This window comes from Bacillus sp. EU63 (genome assembly GCF_038592915.1).
Taxonomy (GTDB): domain Bacteria; phylum Bacillota; class Bacilli; order Bacillales; family Bacillaceae; genus Bacillus; species Bacillus velezensis.
Window position 1 is genome coordinate 741,478 of the sequence record NZ_CP151944.1, and the last position, 21,007, is coordinate 762,484.

Genomic DNA, 21,007 nt, shown 5'->3' on the forward strand with positions numbered 1-21,007 from the left:
TTATTTAGGTTGTCAAAACACAGCCCGTATTAATATGCTGTCTTAATAGGTAAGACGGTCAACAACGGGAAGGAGAGGGAAAAAGATTGAATGAATAATCCGATTATAAACGGGAGCTTTGAAACCGGCACATTAGCGGGCTGGAGTTCGGCAAATACCCAGATTAACAGTTTGTTTGCACATTCAGGGAGATATTCCGCGCAATTTATTGGAGTTCAGCCATATGCTTACCTCAGTCAAATCGTTCCCATTTCAGCCAAGTCAGTGACTCTATTCGTATCACTCGCAACGCTCGGAAATGAGCCAAGTCCCCAAGTCACTCTCCAGATCATCTATGTCAGCGCAGCAGGTGAACAAATCAGTTCCATTCAAGAAAATATCACACCCGGAAATTTGCCGAACGTGCTCTTTCACACATGGTCTGAAATCTATAAAACAAGCAGTGTGCCTTCTGGCGCGGCCTCTGCCGTCATTGTATTAAGTAAAGTTTCTTCCGGCACGGTTTTAATAGACGATGTTTCATTGGCGCAAACCGGGGGTGAACCTGGCGTAACAGGAATTACAGGTCCCACAGGAGTGACGGGTCCCACAGGAGTAACCGGAGCAAGAGGAGCGACCGGAGTAACTGGTGTAACGGGATTAACTGGAGAAACAGGCTCGACCGGGGCAACCGGAGCTACTGGAGTAACCGGCCCAGCAGGAGTAACGGGCTCAACCGGCTCGACTGGAGCAACAGGAGTTACTGGCGCAACCGGAGCAACCGGCTCAACTGGTGTAACTGGTTCAACAGGAGCAATAGGATCCACTGGAGCAACCGGAGAAACCGGCACGACCGGGGATACCGGAGCTACTGGAGCAACCGGCCCAATGGGGATAACAGGAGCGACTGGCGCAACAGGAGTAACCGGTGCAACGGGATCGACAGGAGCGACCGGGCCAACGGGAGAGGCCGGTCCAACCGGCTCAACCGGCTCAACCGGCTCAACCGGAATAACAGGGGCAACAGGATCGACCGGAGCAATTGGTTCAACCGGACCGACAGGCTCAACGGGAGCAACCGGCCCCACCGGAGTAACGGGTCTAACTGGTGTAACGGGATCGACAGGAGCGACTGGTGTAACGGGAGTAACCGGCGCAACTGGTGCGACGGGATTAACTGGAGAAACAGGCGCCACAGGATCGATAGGCCCAACCGGCGCAACAGGCCCAACCGGATCGACTGGCGCGACTGGCTCAACGGGATCAACTGGTGTAACAGGAGCAACGGGATCGACTGGCTCAACCGGCCCAACCGGTGTAGCGGGAGTGACTGGGGCAACGGGGATAACCGGAGAAACTGGCTCGACCGGGGAAACCGGAGCTACTGGAGAAACCGGATCGACTGGCATAACGGGTTCAACCGGCCCAACTGGTGAAACAGGAGCGACGGGAGTAACAGGAGGAACCGGTTCAACTGGTTCAACAGGAGCAACGGGACCAACCGGAGTGACTGGAACAACAGGAGAAACCGGGGAAACGGGCGCCACTGGAATAACAGGATCGACTGGTGCAACCGGAGTGACTGGTGTAACAGGGGCGACAGGAGAAACCGGTCCAACCGGAGCAACAGGTGTAACAGGAGAAACCGGAACCACGGGATCAACCGGAGTAACTGGGACAATGGGAGAAACCGGTGCAACTGGAGTGACTGGAGCAACGGGGATAACAGGAGCAACAGGCGCAACTGGTGTAACCGGGCTAACTGGAATAACAGGCGCGACGGGCCCAACCGGTGTGACTGGCTCAACAGGAGAAACCGGTGCAACTGGAGCGACTGGCGCAACCGGTGCAACCGGCCCAACCGGAGAAACTGGCGCGACTGGCTCAACGGGATCAATTGGAGTAACAGGAGCAACAGGTCCAACAGGGTCAACTGGTTCAACCGGCCCAACTGGGGTCACGGGCTCAACTGGTGTAACAGGAGCAACGGGCTCAACCGGCGCAACAGGTGTGACTGGCCCGATTGGGGTCACGGGAGCGACAGGAGCATCCGGGGCGACGGGGATAACCGGCTCAACCGGAGTAACAGGTCCAACGGGGGAAACAGGCGCGACTGGCTCAACCGGTCCAACAGGCTCAACCGGTCCAACAGGAGTTACTGGCGCAACCGGAGAAACTGGCCCAACAGGAGTGACTGGTGCAACAGGATCAACCGGCCTAACTGGGGTCACGGGCTCAACTGGAGCAACAGGTTCAACCGGAGAAACCGGCTCAACTGGTGTAACTGGTTCAACCGGAGAAACTGGTGCGACGGGAGTAACCGGATCGACTGGCGCAACGGGATCAACTGGAGTAACAGGAGCAACTGGAGTAACAGGTTCAACTGGAGAAACCGGCGCAACGGGAATAACTGGAGAAACCGGCGCAACAGGCTCAACTGGTTCAACGGGAGTGACAGGTTCAACCGGAGAAACTGGCGCGACTGGCTCAACAGGAGCAACCGGCCCAACCGGCACTACCGGTGTAACGGGAGTGACTGGTTCAACGGGAGAAACCGGTGCAACCGGAGTAACGGGTCTAACTGGTGTAACGGGATCGACAGGAGCGACTGGGGTAACGGGAGAAACCGGCTCAACTGGTGCGACGGGATTAACTGGAGAAACAGGCGCCACAGGATCGACAGGCCCAACCGGCTCAACAGGTCCAACGGGTGTAACAGGAGCAACCGGGGCGACGGGGATAACCGGCTCAACCGGATCAACCGGATCGACAGGATCAACAGGAGAAACCGGTGCAACCGGTCCAACGGGATCGACAGGCCCAACTGGCTCAACCGGTGCAACTGGAGAAACTGGCTCAACTGGCTCAACCGGCGCAACCGGAGTAACGGGTCCAACTGGCGCGACTGGCTCAACAGGAGCAACCGGGTCAACTGGAGTAACAGGTACAACAGGCCTAACGGGTGTAACGGGTCCAACAGGAGTAACTGGGACAACGGGGACAACCGGATCGACTGGGGTAACGGGAACAACCGGACCGACAGGATCAACCGGCTCAACCGGCTCAACTGGTGCAACGGGAGTAACAGGAGCAACGGGATCAACCGGTCCAACCGGGCCAACAGGGTCGACAGGTTCAACTGGAGTTACTGGTGCAGCAGGATCAACTGGACCCACGGGAGAGATCGGTCCAACTGGATCGCCAGGCTCAACCGGAGAAACCGGTGCAACGGGAGTGACTGGAGCAACAGGTCCAACAGGGTCAACTGGTTCAACCGGCCCAACAGGTGTAACAGGAGAAACCGGAACCACGGGATCAACCGGAGTAACTGGGACAACGGGAGAAACCGGTTCAACTGGAGTGACTGGAGCAACGGGGATAACAGGAGCAACAGGCTCAACCGGTGCAACAGGAGCGACCGGAATAACGGGATCAACCGGAGCAACAGGCGCAACTGGTGTAACCGGGCTAACTGGGATAACAGGCGCGACGGGCCCAACCGGTGTGACTGGCCCAACCGGTGTGACTGGCCCAACCGGTGTAACAGGCCCAACCGGTCCAACGGGTGTGACTGGAGCAACGGGAGTAACTGGGGCGACCGGAGAAACCGGCCCAACCGGAATCACGGGTCCAACAGGGCCAACAGGAGCAACCGGAGAAACCGGAGCGACCGGTGTAACTGGGTCAACAGGAGCAACCGGAACCACGGGCTCAACTGGTGTAACGGGAGCAACCGGCGCAACCGGAATAACAGGGGCAACGGGTTTAACGGGAGTGACTGGTTCAACCGGAGAAACCGGCCCAACCGGAGCAACAGGTTCAATCGGAGAAACCGGCCCAACCGGAGCAACAGGTTCAATCGGAGAAACCGGTCCAACCGGGGTAACAGGTTCAACGGGAGTAACTGGAGCAACAGGAGTAACCGGGGCAACAGGAGCAACCGGAACCACGGGTTCAACCGGAATAACTGGAGTAACAGGAACAACCGGTTCGACTGGTGTAACCGGAGCAACTGGCCCAACAGGCCCAACTGGTATAACCGGAGCAACGGGAGAAACGGGTCCAATTGGTGTAACGGGATCAACAGGGGTAACAGGTTCAACCGGAGCAACTGGGGCAGCAGGAGAAACCGGTGCAACGGGAGTAACTGGAGCAACCGGTCCAACTGGAGTTACTGGGGCAACCGGTGTAACTGGAGAAACCGGCCCATCAGGGGCAACGGGGGTAACTGGAGAAATCGGCCCAACGGGAGAGACTGGTCCAACCGGAGTAACAGGAGCAACAGGATTGACTGGCATAACGGGTTCAACCGGCCCAACAGGAGTAACAGGAGCAACCGGTTCGACTGGTGTAACTGGTGCAACAGGAGTGACTGGGTCAACAGGAGAAACCGGCTCGACCGGTGTAACAGGGTCAACAGGAATAACCGGAGCAACTGGAGTGACTGGAGCAACGGGGCTGACCGGAGCAACAGGGCTGACTGGAGCAACGGGGTTCACTGGAGCAACAGGGCTGACCGGAGCAACGGGGTTTACCGGAGCAACGGGCTCGACCGGGAATACCGGCGCGACTGGTGTAACCGGTGCCACGGGAGCAACCGGGGTCACTGGAGATCCCGGCACGACTGGAGCAACTGGCGCCACGGGAGCCACGGGAGTAACGGGAGCAACCGGGGTAACCGGAGTAACGGGAGCAACCGGGGTAACCGGAGTTACTGGAGTAACGGGCTTGACCGGAGTAACCGGGATCACCGGAGTAACAGGCGCTACCGGAGTAACAGGCGCTACCGGAGTAACAGGAGCGACAGGAATAACGGGAGCCACCGGGGTAACAGGCGCTACCGGAGTAACAGGCGCCACCGGAGTAACAGGCGCCACCGGAGTAACAGGCGCTACCGGAGTAACAGGGGCTATCGGAGTAACAGGGGCTACCGGAGCGACCGGGGTAACCGGAGCTACCGGAGTAACAGGTGCTACCGGAGTAACGGGAGCCACCGGAGTAACAGGCGCCACCGGAGTAACAGGCGCTACCGGAGTAACAGGAGCGACAGGAATAACGGGAGCCACCGGGGTAACAGGCGCTACCGGAGTAACAGGCGCTACCGGAGTAACAGGCGCCACCGGAGTAACAGGCGCCACCGGAGTAACAGGCGCTACCGGAGTAACAGGGGCTATCGGAGTAACAGGGGCTACCGGAGCGACCGGGGTAACCGGAGCTACCGGAGTAACAGGCGCCACCGGAGTAACAGGCGCCACCGGAGTAACGGGAGTAACGGGAGTAACGGGATCAACTGGAGTAACCGGAGAAACGGGAGCAACCGGAGCTACTGGATCTACCGGAATAACGGGAGCCACCGGAGTAACAGGAGCTACAGGAATAACGGGATCAACCGGGGTAACCGGAGCCACTGGAGTAACGGGCTTGACCGGAGCAACCGGAGCTACTGGATCTACCGGAATAACGGGAGCAACCGGAGTAACAGGAGCAACCGGAGTAACAGGAGCAACCGGAGATACTGGATCTACCGGAATAACAGGAGCCACCGGGGTAACAGGAGCAACCGGAGTAACAGGTGCTACCGGAGTAACAGGTGCTACCGGAGTAACAGGGGCTATCGGAGTAACAGGTGCTACCGGAGTAACAGGCGCCACCGGGATAACGGGAGCCACTGGGATCACCGGAGCTACTGGAGTAACGGGCTTGACCGGAGCAACCGGGATAACGGGAGTAACAGGAGCTACAGGAGCTACAGGATTAACGGGAGCAACCGGGGTAACAGGTGCTACCGGAGTAACGGGAGCAACCGGGATCACCGGAGCTACTGGAGTAACAGGCGCCACCGGGGTAACGGGAGTAACAGGAGCGACAGGAATAACGGGAGCCACCGGAGCAACAGGCGCCACCGGAGTAACAGGTGCTACCGGAGTAACCGGGGATACTGGGATAACGGGAGCCACCGGAGTAACGGGAGCAACCGGGATCACCGGAGTAACGGGAGCAACTGGAGTAACCGGAGTAACAGGCGCCACCGGAGTAACAGGCGCCACCGGAGTAACGGGAGTAACCGGAGTAACGGGAGTAACCGGAGTAACGGGAGTAACCGGAGTAACGGGATCAACTGGAGTAACCGGAGTAACAGGAGCGACAGGAATAACGGGAGCCACCGGAGTAACGGGAGTAACCGGAGTAACGGGATCAACTGGAGTAACCGGAGAAACGGGAGCAACCGGGATCACCGGAGTAACGGGAGTAACCGGAGAAACGGGAGCAACCGGAGCTACTGGATCTACCGGAATAACGGGAGCCACCGGAGTAACAGGAGCTACAGGAATAACGGGAGCCACCGGGATAACGGGAGCCACCGGAGTAACCGGAGTAACCGGGATCACCGGAGTAACAGGAGCAACCGGGGATACTGGAGCGACAGGAGTAACAGGCGCCACCGGAGTAACAGGGGCTACCGGAGTAACCGGGGATACTGGGATAACGGGAGCCACCGGAGTAACGGGAGCAACTGGAGTAACCGGAGTAACAGGCGCCACCGGAGTAACAGGCGCAACTGGGATAACCGGAGCCACTGGGATCACCGGAGCAGGCGCGATCATTCCTTATGCTTCAGGTCTTCCCACTGCCGTGACGACCATTGCCGGCGGATTAATCGGAACGGTGAGCCTTGTCGGGTTCGGCAATTCTGTGACGGGCGTCAATGTCGGAGGGGGAGGCGCAATTGATCTTACCGGGGCTGGAGGAACTCTGCTGAACTTTGCTTTTTCTGCTCCGAGAAGCGGAACCATTACATCAATTGCCGCCTATTTCAGTACAACCGCAGCACTGTCGCTTGTCGGCTCGACTGTTACGATAACCGCACAACTATACAGTTCTACTGTGCCGAACAATACGTTCACGCCGATCCCCGGAGCATCCGTCACTTTAGCTCCTCCCCTCACCGGCGTATTGTCAATCGGCAGCATCAGCAACGGAATCACGACAGGGCTGAACATTGCGGTAACTCCTCAAACCCGGCTGTTAATGGTATTCTCCGCCACTGCGACAGGCCTTTCGCTTATTAATACAGTGGCGGGATATGCAAGCGCGGGAGTTACAATTTCCTGATAGATTACAGACTGACTTCGGTCAGTCTTTTTTATGTGTTATATCAATTGTGTAAAAGTAAATATATACCTATCATCACCTTTTTGGTAAGCCGCAAGAGAAAAAGATCACGAAAATTCTCAAAAATGAGAAATAAAGATTTAAAAAAATGGTATGATTTTAGGAGGAAAGGACGGCTGGTGCTGTGTTGGAAGCGAAGCGGTTTTATGTCTCTCTGCAAATGAAAATCGCCGGATTAATTACGGCTTTATTAATACTTGTTATCGGAACGCTCACGGTTATATTTGCCTTTCAGCAATTAAAGGAAGGGCAGAAGCAGGCTGAACAGCTGGCGGTGCAAACGGCAAAAACCATTTCATACATGCCTCCCGTAAAAGAGGCGTTCCGGCTTGCGGATCAAGAGGCTTTTACAAAGTTAGACGTCATTGAACAAATGAAAGAACAGGCAGGCGCGCACGCCGTCTACATCACTGATCAAAAAGGGCATGTTGCATTTCATTCGGCCCGAAGCAGTATTCCGAAAGAAAATCAAAATCTGCAAAACAAAACCGTCATGTTCGGCGGGTCTCCGGTTTCCGACGGAATGAAGGCCGTCCGGGGAAGCGCCCCGGTTATTTTGGAGGAAAAAAATCATAACGAAGTCGTCGGAACGGTGACAGTCGAGTTTCTACAAGATGAGATAGAAAAAGATATGAAAGCGCATCTGCGGCATTTAGGCTATTTTGCATGTTTGGTGTTTCTTATCGGCATCGGGGGAGCGGCGGCGCTCGCAAAAAGCATCCGTAAAGATACACTCGGCCTTGAACCGCATGAAATTGCAGCGCTGTACAGGGAACGCAATGCGATGCTCCTTGCGATTAAAGAAGGGATTATCGCCGTAAACAAAGAAGGCGCGGTAACCATGATGAATTTATCTGCGGCTGATATGCTGAATCTTCCGGAACCGATGATCGGAAGGCATATAAAAGAAATCATGCCGGGCGCAAAGCTCATGCCGGTGTTGGCAGGGGGAGAAATACCGCCGAACGTGGAGGTGCGTGCCGGAGATAAAGTATTTATCTTAAATGTGAAAGAAATGAAACAGACCGGACAAGTATACGGAGCGGTGATCAGCTTCCGCGAAAAAACGGAGCTCAAGAAACTGATCAACAAGCTGACTGAAATGAAAAAATACTCGGAGGATCTCCGGGCGCAAACGCATGAATTCTCGAATAAGCTTTACGCGATACTCGGTCTGTTAGAGCTGGGAGAATATAATGAAGCCATTGAACTGATAAAAGAAGAGTACGCCATCCAGAATGAACAGCATGAAATCCTCTTTCAAAACATTCATTCACAGCGGGTTCAGGCCATACTATTAGGAAAAATGGGAAAGGCGTCTGAGAAGAAAGTGAAGCTTTCAATAGATGAAAACAGCTTTTTAGAATCGCTGCCGGAGCATGTGGGTTCATCCCAGCTCATTACGATCATCGGAAATCTTATTGATAACGCTTTCGAAGCCGTCGCCGAAAAAGAGAAAAAAGAGGTATCCTTTTTCATGACCGATATCGGCAGGGATATCGTCATCGAAGTGGCGGACTCAGGAGACGGCGTGCCTCAGGAAAAAACAGAAACGATATTTGAAAAGGGCTACTCTTCAAAGGGGACTAGGAGAGGATACGGCTTAGCCAATCTGAAAGAAGCCGTCAGTGAATTGCAGGGATCGATAGAGATTTCGCAGCAAAAGAGCGGCGGTGCTGTATTTACGGTGTTTATACCGAAAGAAAGGCCAAAGGGGGAATCGGTGTGATTAACATCGCGATTGCAGAGGACGACTTTCGAATAGCGCAAATTCACGAAAAATTTATCGAACATCTTGATGGATTCAATGTCATCGGCAAAGCAATCAATGCCAAAGACACCATATCGCTGCTTGAGAAACGGCAGCCTGATCTGCTGCTTTTGGATATTTATATGCCGGATGAGCTGGGAACAGATCTGCTCCCGCTTATCCGCGGCCGTTTTCCTTCCGTTGATATCATCATTATTACGGCTTCTGCCGAAACAAGGCTGCTGCAGGAAGCGCTCAGATCAGGCGTTTCCCATTATGTCATAAAACCGGTGTCGGCACATAAATTTACAGAAGTGCTTTTGAAGTACCGTGAAAAAAGAGAATGGCTGCACTCACAGCCGGAGCTGAGCCAGTCCGTGATCGACATGTTTTTCGGAAGCGGTCAGAAAGAACAAAAACAGCACAATGATCTGCCGACAGGCATTAATTCGATTACGCTTCAAAAAATCAAAAACGCGCTCAGGGCGGCCCAAAAAGGGATGACGGCTGAAGAACTGGGCGAAAAAATGGGCGCCTCCAGAACAACGGCGCGGCGCTATGCCGAGTTTCTCGTTTCTCGGGAAGAAGCGCTCGCTGAATTAGAGTACGGCATTATCGGCAGGCCGGAACGGAAATATTATTTAGCACATGAATAAGGGATGGGAGAAATGAAGCGGTTGGGAGTGCTTCTTGTCATGCTGGCGGCGCTGGTTTCTTTTGACGGACGGCAGATGGAGGGCTTCCGCTCAGCTGAAGGGCCGGTTGAAATTGTCGTCCCGGCAGCGCCTCAAGGGGGCTGGGACGTAACGGCAAAAGCTTTGCAATCGGTAATAGAGCGGAAGCAAATATTAGGCCGGCCCGTAAAGATCATCTATAAACCCGGCGGAGGCGGAGACAGCGGCTGGAAATATGTAAACGAACGAAAAACGGATGTCATCAGTATGAATTCAAGCCTGCTGTTAAGCAATGAAATTTTGGGACAAAGCCGGCTGAAGGCAGCTGATTTTACGCCTTTGGCCATTATCGCAAAAGAGTGGCAGACCGTCGCTCTTCCGAAGGATTCAAAGATAAAAAGCGGAAGTCGGCTGCTCGGCGATATTAAAGCAAATCCGGGCGGCATAAAAATCGGATTTGCGCCCGGCCTCGGAAATGATGACCAGCTCTCCTTTGCGAGAGCGGCGGAAATGGCCGGAATTTCTCCGTTTGATATCCGCTTTTTTCAATACGGGAGCAGCAATGAAGTCATTGAAGCTCTTATCAGCCGCGAGATAGACGCCGCCTCAATGACCATTTCAGAAGCGAGAGACGCCTATCGGAAAGGGAAAATCACATTGGCGGCCGTTACGTCTGACAAAAGGCTCTCCGGCTTCAGCGATGTGCCGACATGGAAAGAGCAGGGGGTGCCGTTTGTCTTTGCGCACTGGAGAGGCATCATGGGGCCGAAAGACATGACCGAAGGCGAGATCGTCTATTGGGATCAGGCTTTGAAACAGATTACCTCATCCGCGGAGTGGAAGCAAATGCTGAAAAAACGGGATTGGGAGAGCTTTTATAAAAACAGCAGCGGCGCAAAACGCTTTTTAGAAGAGCAGACCGAGTTTTATAAAGAGATGATGAGCAGCGAAAAATAAGCCTTCCGCATATTTGCGGAAGGCTTTTGATTTATAAATGAACAAAATGAACGAAAAGGTTATAAAAAATTAAAAATCTTTAAAATCCAAAATATTTACTTCAATATCCAATTCTCATAAGATAGCAAAAAGGCGGATAAAGGGGATCGGGCCTTTAAAATGTAAGCGTACTCATGATAAGGGGGACATACTGTGTTAGCAATCTTAGGCTTTCTTATGATGCTTGTTTTTATGGTGCTGATTATGACAAAACGGCTTTCAGTGTTAACGGCGCTCGTATTAACGCCGATCGTGTTTGCGCTGTTTGCCGGGTTTTCTTTTAACCGGGTCGGCGAGATGATGATCTCCGGTATTGAACAGGTGGCGCCGATCGCAGTCATGATTATGTTTGCGATTCTTTATTTCGGCATTATGATTGATACCGGTTTATTTGATCCGATGGTGTCGCGTATTTTAAAGCTGGTTAAAGGCGATCCGCTCAAAATTGTAGTCGGAACAGCCGTTTTGACCATGCTTGTCGCACTGGACGGAGACGGCTCGACGACGTATATGATTACGACAAGCGCAATGCTGCCTTTGTATATCATGCTCGGAATCCGTCCGATTATTTTAGCGGGAATCGCCGGTGTCGGCATGGGTATCATGAACACGATACCATGGGGCGGCGCGACGCCGCGTGCGGCGAGTGCGCTCGGCGTTGACCCGGCAGAGCTGACGGGGCCGATGCTGCCTGTCATTGCGAGCGGAATGGTGTGTATGATTGTGGTCGCTTATGTACTCGGAAGGATGGAAAGGAAACGGCTCGGGGTGATCGAATTAAAGCAGCCGTCCCATACAAATGAAACGGCTGCGGCTGCGGAAGATGAATGGAAGCGGCCGAAACTGTGGTGGTTCAATTTAATGTTAACGCTTTCTTTAGTGGGATTTTTAGTGTCAGGAAAAGTGAATTTAACCGTGCTGTTCATCATTGCGTTTTGTATCGCGCTGATTGTCAACTATCCGAAGCTTAACGATCAAAGGGAGCGTATTTCAGCCCATTCGAGCAATGTGCTTGCGATCGGTTCGATGATTTTTGCCGCAGGCGTGTTTACCGGAATTCTAACGGGGACGAAGATGGTCGATGAGATGGCCATTTCCCTCGTATCGCTTATTCCGGAACAGATGGGGGGATTTATTCCGGCGATTGTTGCCTTAACGAGCGGTATCTTTACGTTTCTGATGCCTAATGACGCCTATTTTTACGGCGTGCTGCCCATTTTATCCGAGACCGCCGTGGCGTACGGTGTAGATAAGGTGGAAATCGCCCGCGCTTCGATTATCGGCCAGCCGATTCATATGTTAAGCCCGCTCGTGCCGTCGACGCATTTATTAGTCGGGCTTGCCGGGGTCACCATTGATGAACACCAGAAATTTGCGATGAAATGGGCGGTTCTTGCCGTTATCGTCATGACGGCTTTTGCGCTCATCATCGGCGCAATCACGATTTTTTAACATAAAACACCCGGTTCGTCGCACACTAAAGGCATCAGAGGAGGTGCCATGATGAGTGATCCGTTTATGCCGCTTTTTTCAGTGAGAAGCGGCGCCGGTTTTAAAGCGGCGGACGGCGTTTACGGACTGACCGTGCAGATTGCGAATGTTTACTTTATCGAAAATCCCTCAGCTCCGCGGGAAATCATTCTGGTTGACGCGGGAATGCCGCAATCGGCGGAGATGATAACAGAAGAAATGAAACGCCGGTTCAAAGAGGGGTATCAGCTGAAGGCGGTCATTTTGACACACGGCCATTTTGATCATGTCGGTGCGATTGAAGAGCTGCTTGAGCTTTGGAATGTGCCGGTTTACATTCATGAAAAGGAGCTCCCGTACGTCACGGGGAAAGCGGATTATCCGCCTGCCAGGCCCGATGCGAAAAAAGGGCTTGTCGCAAAGCTGTCACCGCTGTTTCCGCGCCATACGATCCGCATTCCGTCCGTTCAGGCACTGCCTTCAGACGGTACCGTTCCGTTTCTTGAAGAATGGAAATGGGTGCATACGCCCGGCCACACACCCGGCCATATTTCATTATTCCGGGATAAAGACCGCGTTCTGCTTGCCGGTGATGCCGTGATCACTGTTGAACAGGAATCGCTTGCGGACGTTGTCATTCAAAAGCAAGAGCTTCACGGGCCGCCCGCCTATTTTACAGCGGATACACAGACGGCGGCCGCATCCGTTCAGAAACTGGCCGAACTGGAGCCGGAAGCGCTTTTGACGGGTCACGGAATTCCTATGACGGGAAAAAACTACCGTGAGGATTTGCTTACACTGGCTGAAAAATTGCATTCCGTTTTGTAAAACACCTGCGAAAATCACAGGTGTTTTTTCTTTGCAGTTTCCAGTATGATACAAAAAAACCATTGTGTTCACTCCTAAAAACGATACAATGGGAAACAGATGTAAATTGAAGGAGAGAGTTTTTTGAAACATACGGAAATACTTTGGGATGAGGCGAAGGATTTTATTGATGTCTGCTATCAGGAACTCGGAATGGAATCGCAAATCAACGCGCGACTACACGCGATAAAAGATGAGATAGAGCGGACGGGAAGTTACGTTCATACGGCGGAAGAGCTTGAACACGGGGCGAAAATGGCGTGGCGCAACAGCAACCGCTGTATCGGGCGTCTGTTCTGGCAATCGCTGAACGTCATTGACCGGCGCGGTGTGAACACGAAAGAAGAGGTGCGCGACGCATTATTTGAACATATTGAAATCGCCACGAACGGCGGAAAAATTAAACCGACGATTACGATTTTCCCTCCTGAGAAGAATGGGGAGAAACAAGTGGAGATCTGGAATCACCAGCTCATCCGCTATGCGGGATATGAGACTGAAAAAGGAAGAGTCGGTGATCCGGCATCATATGAGCTGACGGCTGTCTGCGAAAAACTCGGCTGGCGCGGGAAGCGGACCGATTTTGATATTCTGCCGCTGCTTTTTCGGATGAAAGGGGACGGGCAGCCGGTCTGGTATGACCTGCCTCAGGCGCTCGTGAAAGAAGTGCCGATCACCCATCCGGATATTGAAGAGTTTGCCGATTTAAATCTCAGATGGTACGGGGTTCCGATTATCGCCGATATGAGGCTTGAAATCGGCGGACTGTCGTACAACGCGGCGCCTTTTAACGGATGGTATATGGGAACCGAAATCGGCGCAAGGAACCTTGCTGACGAAAAACGGTATGATATGCTCAAAAAAGCCGCTGCGGTCATGGGGATTTCCGCCGGCCTGAATACCGACCTGTGGAAAGATCAGGTGCTGGTGGAACTGAATAAGGCAGTGCTCTATTCATACAAAAAACACGGTGTCAGCATTGTCGATCACCATACGGCGGCGAATCAATTTAAACGCTTTGAAGAACAGGAACAAGACGCGGGCAGAAAGCTGACGGGCGACTGGACTTGGCTGATTCCGCCGATCTCGCCGGCTTCCACCCACATTTTCCATAAATCATATGACAATACGATTGTGAAGCCGAATTATTATTATCAGGACAAGCCTTATCAGTAACTGATGGAAAAGGTGCGGTACCCTTTCAGACGGTGTGATTCTTCGATGGTTACCCCTGTGACATTTGAGAAGGGGCTGCCTTTTCTGACCGCTTCGGCAAATTGTTTTAACGACTCTTCAGGGCCTTCGGCAAGGATTTCCACCCGGCCGTCACCACGGTTTTTTACCCAGCCGGCTATCTTATGTCTGTCGGCTTCCATCTGGACGAAGTAGCGAAAACCTACGCCCTGAACCCGGCCGTCTGCCATCATATGATATTGAAGCATGGAAAAACCACCTTTTTCTTACTATGATAAAGGAAAGATATGAGATTTCGCAAAGGATGTGAACGAGGTGACGCAAGACTATTCTGTCTTATCTATCAATCTCGGAAAGCCCGCAATTCATGAATTTGCCGGCAGACAAATCAATTCCGGCATCATAAAGCGGCCCGCAGATTCTCCCGTCATGCTGTATAAAACCCATTTTGACGGGGACGGGCAGGCTGATCTGAAGAATCACGGAGGCCCCGATAAAGCGGTGTGCGTGTATCCCGCCGAGCATTATTCATATTGGGAAACAACGCTCGCGAGAAAACTTCCCGCCGCCGCGTTCGGAGAGAATGTAACGGTCAAAGGACTGGCCGAACAAGACGTATGGATCGGAGACGTCTTTCAGCTGGGGGAAGCCGTCGTTCAAGTAAGCCAGCCGCGCCAGCCCTGCGTCAAACTCGCGCTCAAATATGGCATCAAAGATATGGTGCTCCGTGTACAGCAGACGGGATTTACCGGCTTTTATTTCAGGGTGCTTGAAGAAGGATATGTCGATCCGCGTCCCGTCCTCAAGCGTCTGTCGAGAGGCAAAGAAAGCATTTCCGTCTGGTATGCGAATGAAGTGAAATACCGTGATTCCGGCAATCTGTCAGCGATTGAAGAAATACTGCGGGAAGAAGCGCTGTCAGAAAGCTGGAGGGAGTCCTTCCTTAAAAAAAGGGACAGGCTCACTAATGTATAGAAAAAAAGCCGTGCTGCACTGACAGCACGGCTGATTTACGTTATGCTTGTTTCTTTGTTTCCAGCAGATTGGCAAGGAAGTACTTTTTGAAGCTTTGAAGCTTTCTTCCTTCATAGTGGGTAATTCCTTTTTTCTTTAACTCTTCTACATACCAGCCTTTACTGCCATAATGCATGTCAGAAAACTCCTTTCTCCGTTCTCCCGCTGGGGAGAGTTTCTTCAGTTTTTGCCAAACTTTTGGCATTGTAACATCTATAAAAAGACGCTGAAAAGGGATAACGCAAAAACTGAGACTTTCGATTCAGAGATGTAAAGCTTTCTTACATATATATGTAAAGGGCGGTCTTTTCATGCTTAATGGCCGGTTAATTTTAACAGCACCGTTCCGAGTGTCATGATTCCGAAAACGACGCCGAAATAAATCAGCATCCCCTTCTTTTTCTTCACTCCGTAAACGGTGAGAATGATGCTTTCAATAAAGAAAATAAACCCGAAGATAATAAACCACATGTTGAAAAATGGCTCCTTTCACAGACATAAGTCCAGTGTAGCACAACTCTTATAACGGGGCATAAAAAAGCCGGGCACTGTATCAGTGTCCGGCAAGTTTGACGAGAAGCTGGGCCAAATGCTGTTTTTCATTGTCATCCGCAATGTCCCACAGTTCTTGTAAGAGTTTTTCTTCCGCATTGCGGGGCTCCTCGTGTTTGGCGAGATAGTCCCCGAGGATGGCGGCGCTTTTGATGATTTTGCTGTCATCCAGACCCAGTTTTTTTCCGGCGGAAATTTTCTGATGAAGGTACGCCTTAAATTCCTCGAAATCCTCTAAAATCTGCTGTTTCGTTACGCCGTGCATGGCGTGTATTTCGTTTTCGATTTTGATTTTTTCTTTATCTTTTTTCATGCGTCTCCCTCCTTCGGGTTAGTTGTTGTATACCTGTTTGGGCGGGAGATGAAACATTACAATGCAGTTAAAATAATCGGTTTGTCTTTTGTGATCACGATGGTGTGTTCCACTTGGGCGACAAGGCTTTTATCCGGCGTTTTATACGTCCAGCCGTCTCCCGTTTCAACAATCGTTTCCGCTTTCGTGGAAATAAACGGCTCAAGCGCGATCACGGTTCCGTTTTTAAGAAGCGCGTTATCAAACGGATCGTAGTAATTCATGATGTGGTTCGGCGCTTCATGGAGGTTTCTGCCGATTCCGTGGCCCGTCAGCGTTTTAATGACGGTAAATCCGTTGGAGCGGGCTTCATGGTAGACGGCTCTGCCGATCTGATTTTGGCGTTTGCCGGCTTTTGCCTGATCCAATCCTTTCTGAAATGCGGATGCTGCGCAGTTACAAAGCTTTTGCAGACGTTCATCGCCTTCTCCGAGCACAAATGAAATGCCCGTATCGGAATAAAAACCGCCGAACTCCGCCGAAATATCGATATTTACAAGATCCCCGGCTTTTAAGATTTTAGAGGCGCTCGGAATGCCGTGAGCGACTTCGTCATTTACACTGATGCATGTCACGCCCGGGAAATCGTATTCCTTCTCCGGAGCGGAAGCGGCTCCGTGCTCGTCAAGCACCGCCTTTCCGATCAGGTCAAGATCTTTCGTACTCATGCCGGGCTCGGCTTTTTTCTTCATTTCTTCACGCGCCAGCGCGACGATTCTGCCGATTTTTTTAAGCCCTTCTAATTCTTGATCGTTCGTTACAATCATTGTCATTCCCGCTTTCTATTTTTAATCATCTGATTCAAGCTTACCACAACTGGTTTATAAATAGAAAACCAACAAGCCTTATGTGAATAAATGAAGGAAAATTGGTATAGATCACTAGATAACTTATGTGGTATATTTAAGAAAAAAGAAGGGGGATGGGTAAAATGCTTCAATTTTTGCAAAAACTCGGAAAATCATTTATGCTTCCGATTGCCGTTCTGCCCGCCGTTGGTATTATTTTGGCCATCGGCAGAGAGGACTTATTAAATATTCCGTTCATTTACGCGGCGGGGACCGCGGTATTTGATCATCTGCCGCTCATTTTCGCGATCGGAATCGCGATCGGGATTTCCAAAGACAGCAACGGGGCCGCCGCTCTGTCGGGAGCAATTTCTTATATCATGCTGGACGCGGCTGTAAAATCAATCAATTCGACAAATAATATGGCCGTTTTCGGAGGGATTATCGCGGGGTTAATTGCGGGATACACGTATAATCGCTTTAAGGATACAAAGCTGCCCGAATATCTCGGGTTTTTCAGCGGGCGCAGGCTCGTTCCGATTGTAACGGCGCTGATTACCATTATTTTGGCGGGGATCTTCGGATTTGTGTGGCCGCCGATTCAGTCGGTGATTACGTCCTTCGGGGAATGGATGATCGGGCTTGGCGGGATCGGCGCCGGGATTTACGGGATTTTTAACCGGCTTTTGATTCCATTCGGTCTTCATCATGTGCTGAATAATATTTTTTGGTTTCAGTTTGGCGATTTTCACGGAAAAACGGGAGATCTGGCCCGCTTCTTTGCGAAGGATCCGACGGCGGGAACTTATATGACGGGATTCTTTCCGATTATGATGTTCGGGCTTCCGGCCGCATGTCTGGCAATGATTGCCGCGGCTAAGCCAAGTAAGCGCAAAGCGACGGCCGGAATGATGATCGGTCTCGCGCTGACGGCATTTATTACCGGAATTACAGAGCCGATTGAATTTGCATTTATGTTTTTATCACCGCTTTTGTACGGGGTTCATGCTATATTAACCGGGTTCTCTTTATTTATCGTAAATGTTCTCGGAATCAGGTCAGGTTTTTCATTCTCGGCGGGGGCGATCGATTATCTCCTCAGCTACGGCATTGCCGAAAAACCGCTTTTGCTGCTCGTTGTCGGGCTTTGTTATGCGGTGATCTATTTTGTCGTATTCTATATGCTCATCAAAACGTTAAACTTGAAAACGCCGGGACGGGAAGATGATGAGGAAGAGGAAGAAGTGCTTAGTGAAGATACGGCCGGTTCCGTCGAAGAACATGCCATGCTCAAGGGGCTCGGCGGCAGGCAAAACCTCGAAACGATTGATCACTGTGCGACCCGCCTCAGGCTGACCGTGCAGGATACGTCTCTCATTAATGAGGCGGCGCTTAAAAAAGCGGGAGCAAAAGGGGTTATCAAAACGGGGAATAAAACGGCGCAGGTCATTATCGGGCCGAACGTCGAATTTGTCGCGGAAGAGCTGAGAGAAGCCGTCAGCCGTGACGACCAGAAGCAGACTTGAAAAATCCGGATCACCTATGTGATCCGGATTTTTTTGAACATATATCAAGTTTCACATAATGTACAAAAAACAATGTTTTCTTCTATGTTAAGATTCATGTAGAACAAGTATGGAGATGATGTAAGGTGACATGGATTGCAGTTGTTTCAATTGTTGTCATAAGCCTGATTAAGATTTTGCTGACATGCCTTCCTACCGGAGCGGTGGAATGGATTCTCCGCAAGTTTGAAACCCATTCAAAGCTCAGTGACGCGTCCGCTGCCGTTTCCCTCGGCGGAAAACGTCTGGAAGGCGAAGACAAACGCCGGGTGATTGATGATTTTAACGATGCCGTGTTTATCGAACGGCATTATATATACCCAGGGGATGAAGAGCGTTATCTTCATCCGCAAAACGGAGCCGATCCGCTTGTCATTAAGACGAGAAAAGGAAAAAAAGATGTGACGGTGTTTGTATACAGCTACGAAGATCATGTAGATGTCGTCAAACAGCAGAAAAAGAAAGTCGTCGCTTATTCAGTTCTTTCCGACAGCCTGCAAAAGCGCTCTATGGCCGCCGCCGGGAGCTGAACATAAAAAAGCCAGATCATTGATATGATCTGGCTTTTGTTTATTCTTTTTGATCATCTGCTGAGGAATCTTCACGCTTCGTATAATCGAATTGTGAAGGGTCCACTTTCTTAAAGCCTTTCGGCTGATAGAAACGAAGCAGATCGCCGTTGATGATCTTATCAGACATTTCAAGCTCAGTCTTGACGAGAGAGTCTTCTTTTTTGTCGACTTCTGAATCATCTAAAAGTCTTCCGGTTTTCGTATCGTAATACTTGCCGGACACTTTCGTATAGTTTGGTGAGATGAAGTCTCCGTTACGGAACGGAATGACTTCTCTGTGCTCTTTCGATAAGATATCTGAACCTGACATGAGATAATCTTTCGTATCGACGCCGAGCAGGTGAAGAACGGTCGGCGCAACATCGACTTCACCGGCAAATTTATGATTGCGGCCGCCTTTCACGCCGGGAGCGTGGATAAAGAGCGGCACCCGCTGAAGCTGGGCATTGTCGTATTCAGTGATCTCATCTTTGCCGAGCACTTTCGCCATCGCTTTATTATGGTTTTCGGAGATGCCGTAGTGGTCTCCGTACATCACGATAATCGACTTATCGTACAGGCCGTCTTTTTTCAGGTCATTAAAGAACTGTTCGATTGATTCATCCAGATAGTTCGCGGACTGGAAGTAGTTATTGACGACTGAATCGCCAAAGTCTCCCGCCGGGAAGTCCGTGTCTTCTTTATCCATTCCGAACGGGAAGTGGTTGGACAGCGTAATGAACTTCGTATAGAACGGCTGCGGCAGGCTCTTTAAGAGCGGCATGGATTCTTTGAAATACGGTTTATCTTTCATGCCGTAGTTTTTCGTGTTTTCTTCGCTCATGTCATAATAAGCGGAATCGAAAAACTTATCGATGCCTTCCGCTTTGTACATTTCGTTACGGTTCCAGAAAGTCTGCGTATTTCCGTGGAAAGCGGCAGACGTGTACTTTTTGCCTTTTAGGATCGCAGGAACGGACTGCAGCGTGTTTTGCGCTTTATTGACGAAAACCGAACCTTGCGAAAGCGGGTACAGAGAGTTCTCCATCATAAATTCCGCATCAGATGTTTTACCTTGTCCCGTTTGGTGGAAAAAGTTATCAAAGTAGAATGTTTGATTATCGTGCGCCAGTTTGTTTAAAAACGGCGTCACTTCCTTGCCGTTAATTTTATAGTCAATGATAAAGGATTGCAGAGACTCTAATGAGACGTAGATGACGTTTTTTCCTTCGGCTTTTCCGAAGTAGACGTTGTTCGGCACGTCATAGTTGGCCTTCATATAGTTTTCTACATCCGTTACATCGCTTGAATCGGCAAGCGCGCGCTGGCTGTTTGATTTCACATTCTGCACGGCATCGTAAATCGTAAAGTTGTACGTGCCCAAGTATTTCACCAGATAGTTTCGGTCAAATGAGCGTGTCAAAAGCTCAGGACGATCGGATTCCGCGACGGCGAGGTTGATCAGGAACACAAGCACGGCGGAAGCCAAAACGATTCTGAATGATTTCTTCGCCGGTTTTTCAGCCGGTTTTTTCATCTTAAGGGCCAAAATAATCAAAATGACGGTATCCAGGAAGTAGAAGGCGTCTGTCCATCTCATTAACGAGAACGCGCTGTCTCCGAGCTGGCCGCCGTTTGTCTTTGCCTGCATCATGACCGGGATGGTAATGAAATCATTAAAGAATCTATAATAGACGATGTTTGCAAAAAGCAAAAAAGACAATAAAAAATGAATCACAATAATGGCTGTCTGCTGTAATTTTTTCTTGAAAAGAAGCCCAAATCCAAGAAAGAACAAGCTGGAGCTCAGCGGATTCACAAAAAGCAATATTTTCTGGATCGTGTTGTCTATGCCGAGGTTAAAGTTTAAAATATAAGCGACATATGTTTTCACCCACAATAACACGACCGCTATCAAGAAGAAGGCAAGTCCTCTTTCTTTTATAAATGTTTTCATTGTTACACTCCTTTTTTCCGATCACGGTTTACACGGAACGATAGAAAAAACGAACGTAATCAATATACCATGAAACCAGCAAATAGAAAAGGTGGAAAAGGCTCATCGGAAAAAGGGCGAAAAAC

16 protein-coding genes and 1 pseudogene are annotated in these 21,007 nt (G+C 50.8%); 10 read left to right on the plus strand and 7 right to left on the minus strand.

Features of this window, described 5'->3' with window-relative positions; translation table 11 throughout:
• Positions 1-90 precede the first annotated feature (90 nt).
• Positions 91-471 (plus strand): annotated as a pseudogene (locus NYE38_RS03805) (NTTRR-F1 domain); the annotation flags it as partial.
• On the opposite strand, the gene NYE38_RS03810 reads toward NYE38_RS03805, so the two are convergent.
• A complete protein-coding gene (locus NYE38_RS03810; protein WP_342400438.1) occupies positions 429-6,584 on the minus strand; it encodes a DUF4573 domain-containing protein in 6,156 nt (2,051 codons plus the stop codon). The pseudogene NYE38_RS03805 and the gene NYE38_RS03810 overlap by 43 nt on opposite strands.
• Positions 6,585-7,276: 692 nt before the next feature.
• Here NYE38_RS03810 and NYE38_RS03815 point away from each other — a divergent pair.
• The 6 genes from NYE38_RS03815 to nosA all read left to right on the plus strand — a co-directional run bounded on the left by NYE38_RS03815 (position 7,277) and on the right by nosA (position 14,085).
• On the plus strand, positions 7,277-8,881 hold the full coding sequence (locus tag NYE38_RS03815) for a sensor histidine kinase (protein WP_025650266.1): 1,605 nt from the start codon (positions 7,277-7,279) through the stop codon (positions 8,879-8,881).
• Positions 8,878-9,558: a response regulator gene (locus NYE38_RS03820; protein WP_003155619.1), complete on the plus strand. Its 681-nt coding sequence runs from the start codon at positions 8,878-8,880 to the stop codon at positions 9,556-9,558. Before NYE38_RS03815 ends, NYE38_RS03820 begins: the two co-directional genes overlap by 4 nt.
• 12 nt (positions 9,559-9,570) lie before the next feature.
• Positions 9,571-10,533, plus strand: a complete 963-nt coding sequence (locus NYE38_RS03825) for a tripartite tricarboxylate transporter substrate-binding protein (protein ID WP_063637084.1) — start codon at positions 9,571-9,573, stop codon at positions 10,531-10,533.
• A 192-nt stretch (positions 10,534-10,725) separates the two neighbouring features.
• Complete coding sequence (locus NYE38_RS03830; protein ID WP_014417175.1) at positions 10,726-12,024, plus strand: citrate:proton symporter; 1,299 nt, start codon at positions 10,726-10,728, stop codon at positions 12,022-12,024.
• A 51-nt stretch (positions 12,025-12,075) separates the two neighbouring features.
• Positions 12,076-12,870: an MBL fold metallo-hydrolase gene (locus tag NYE38_RS03835; protein ID WP_014417176.1), complete on the plus strand. Its 795-nt coding sequence runs from the start codon at positions 12,076-12,078 to the stop codon at positions 12,868-12,870.
• Positions 12,871-12,993: 123 nt separating this feature from the next.
• The gene (gene nosA, locus NYE38_RS03840; protein ID WP_289394619.1) at positions 12,994-14,085 is read left to right on the plus strand and encodes a nitric oxide synthase; all 1,092 of its coding nucleotides are present in this window, start codon (positions 12,994-12,996) and stop codon (positions 14,083-14,085) included.
• Here the strand turns inward: nosA and NYE38_RS03845 are convergent.
• Positions 14,079-14,351 carry an acylphosphatase gene (locus tag NYE38_RS03845; RefSeq protein WP_017419098.1) on the minus strand — a complete coding sequence of 91 codons (273 nt, stop codon included), beginning with the start codon at positions 14,349-14,351 and terminating at the stop codon, positions 14,079-14,081. The two genes, nosA and NYE38_RS03845, sit on opposite strands and share 7 nt — an antisense overlap.
• A gap of 67 nt (positions 14,352-14,418) precedes the next feature.
• Here NYE38_RS03845 and NYE38_RS03850 point away from each other — a divergent pair, with 67 nt between their 5' ends.
• Positions 14,419-15,078 carry an MOSC domain-containing protein gene (locus NYE38_RS03850; protein WP_017419099.1) on the plus strand — a complete coding sequence of 220 codons (660 nt, stop codon included), beginning with the start codon at positions 14,419-14,421 and terminating at the stop codon, positions 15,076-15,078.
• Between the two features lie 40 nt (positions 15,079-15,118).
• Here NYE38_RS03850 and NYE38_RS03855 read toward each other — a convergent pair whose 3' ends face one another.
• The 4 genes from NYE38_RS03855 to map all read right to left on the minus strand — a co-directional run bounded on the left by NYE38_RS03855 (position 15,119) and on the right by map (position 16,788).
• Positions 15,119-15,253, minus strand: coding sequence for a YflJ family protein (locus tag NYE38_RS03855; protein ID WP_003155609.1), 135 nt, complete (start codon positions 15,251-15,253; stop codon positions 15,119-15,121).
• Positions 15,254-15,432: 179 nt separating this feature from the next.
• Positions 15,433-15,588, minus strand: coding sequence for a hypothetical protein (locus tag NYE38_RS03860; RefSeq protein WP_003155608.1), 156 nt, complete (start codon positions 15,586-15,588; stop codon positions 15,433-15,435).
• An 82-nt stretch (positions 15,589-15,670) separates the two neighbouring features.
• The gene (locus NYE38_RS03865; protein ID WP_003155607.1) at positions 15,671-15,982 is read right to left on the minus strand and encodes a DUF3243 domain-containing protein; all 312 of its coding nucleotides are present in this window, start codon (positions 15,980-15,982) and stop codon (positions 15,671-15,673) included.
• Between the two features lie 56 nt (positions 15,983-16,038).
• Positions 16,039-16,788, minus strand: a complete 750-nt coding sequence (gene map, locus NYE38_RS03870) for a type I methionyl aminopeptidase (protein ID WP_014417181.1) — start codon at positions 16,786-16,788, stop codon at positions 16,039-16,041.
• Positions 16,789-16,952: 164 nt separating this feature from the next.
• On the opposite strand from map, the gene nagE reads away from it, so the two are divergent.
• Both nagE and NYE38_RS03880 read left to right on the plus strand, forming a co-directional pair.
• Entirely contained in the window at positions 16,953-18,335 is a 1,383-nt protein-coding gene (nagE, locus tag NYE38_RS03875; RefSeq protein WP_017419100.1) for an N-acetylglucosamine-specific PTS transporter subunit IIBC, read from the plus strand.
• A 125-nt stretch (positions 18,336-18,460) separates the two neighbouring features.
• The gene (locus NYE38_RS03880; RefSeq protein WP_017419101.1) at positions 18,461-18,904 is read left to right on the plus strand and encodes a YfmQ family protein; all 444 of its coding nucleotides are present in this window, start codon (positions 18,461-18,463) and stop codon (positions 18,902-18,904) included.
• A 40-nt stretch (positions 18,905-18,944) separates the two neighbouring features.
• Here the strand turns inward: NYE38_RS03880 and NYE38_RS03885 are convergent, their stop codons facing one another.
• A complete protein-coding gene (locus NYE38_RS03885; protein ID WP_017419102.1) occupies positions 18,945-20,882 on the minus strand; it encodes an LTA synthase family protein in 1,938 nt (645 codons plus the stop codon).
• Positions 20,883-21,007: the final 125 nt, after the last annotated feature.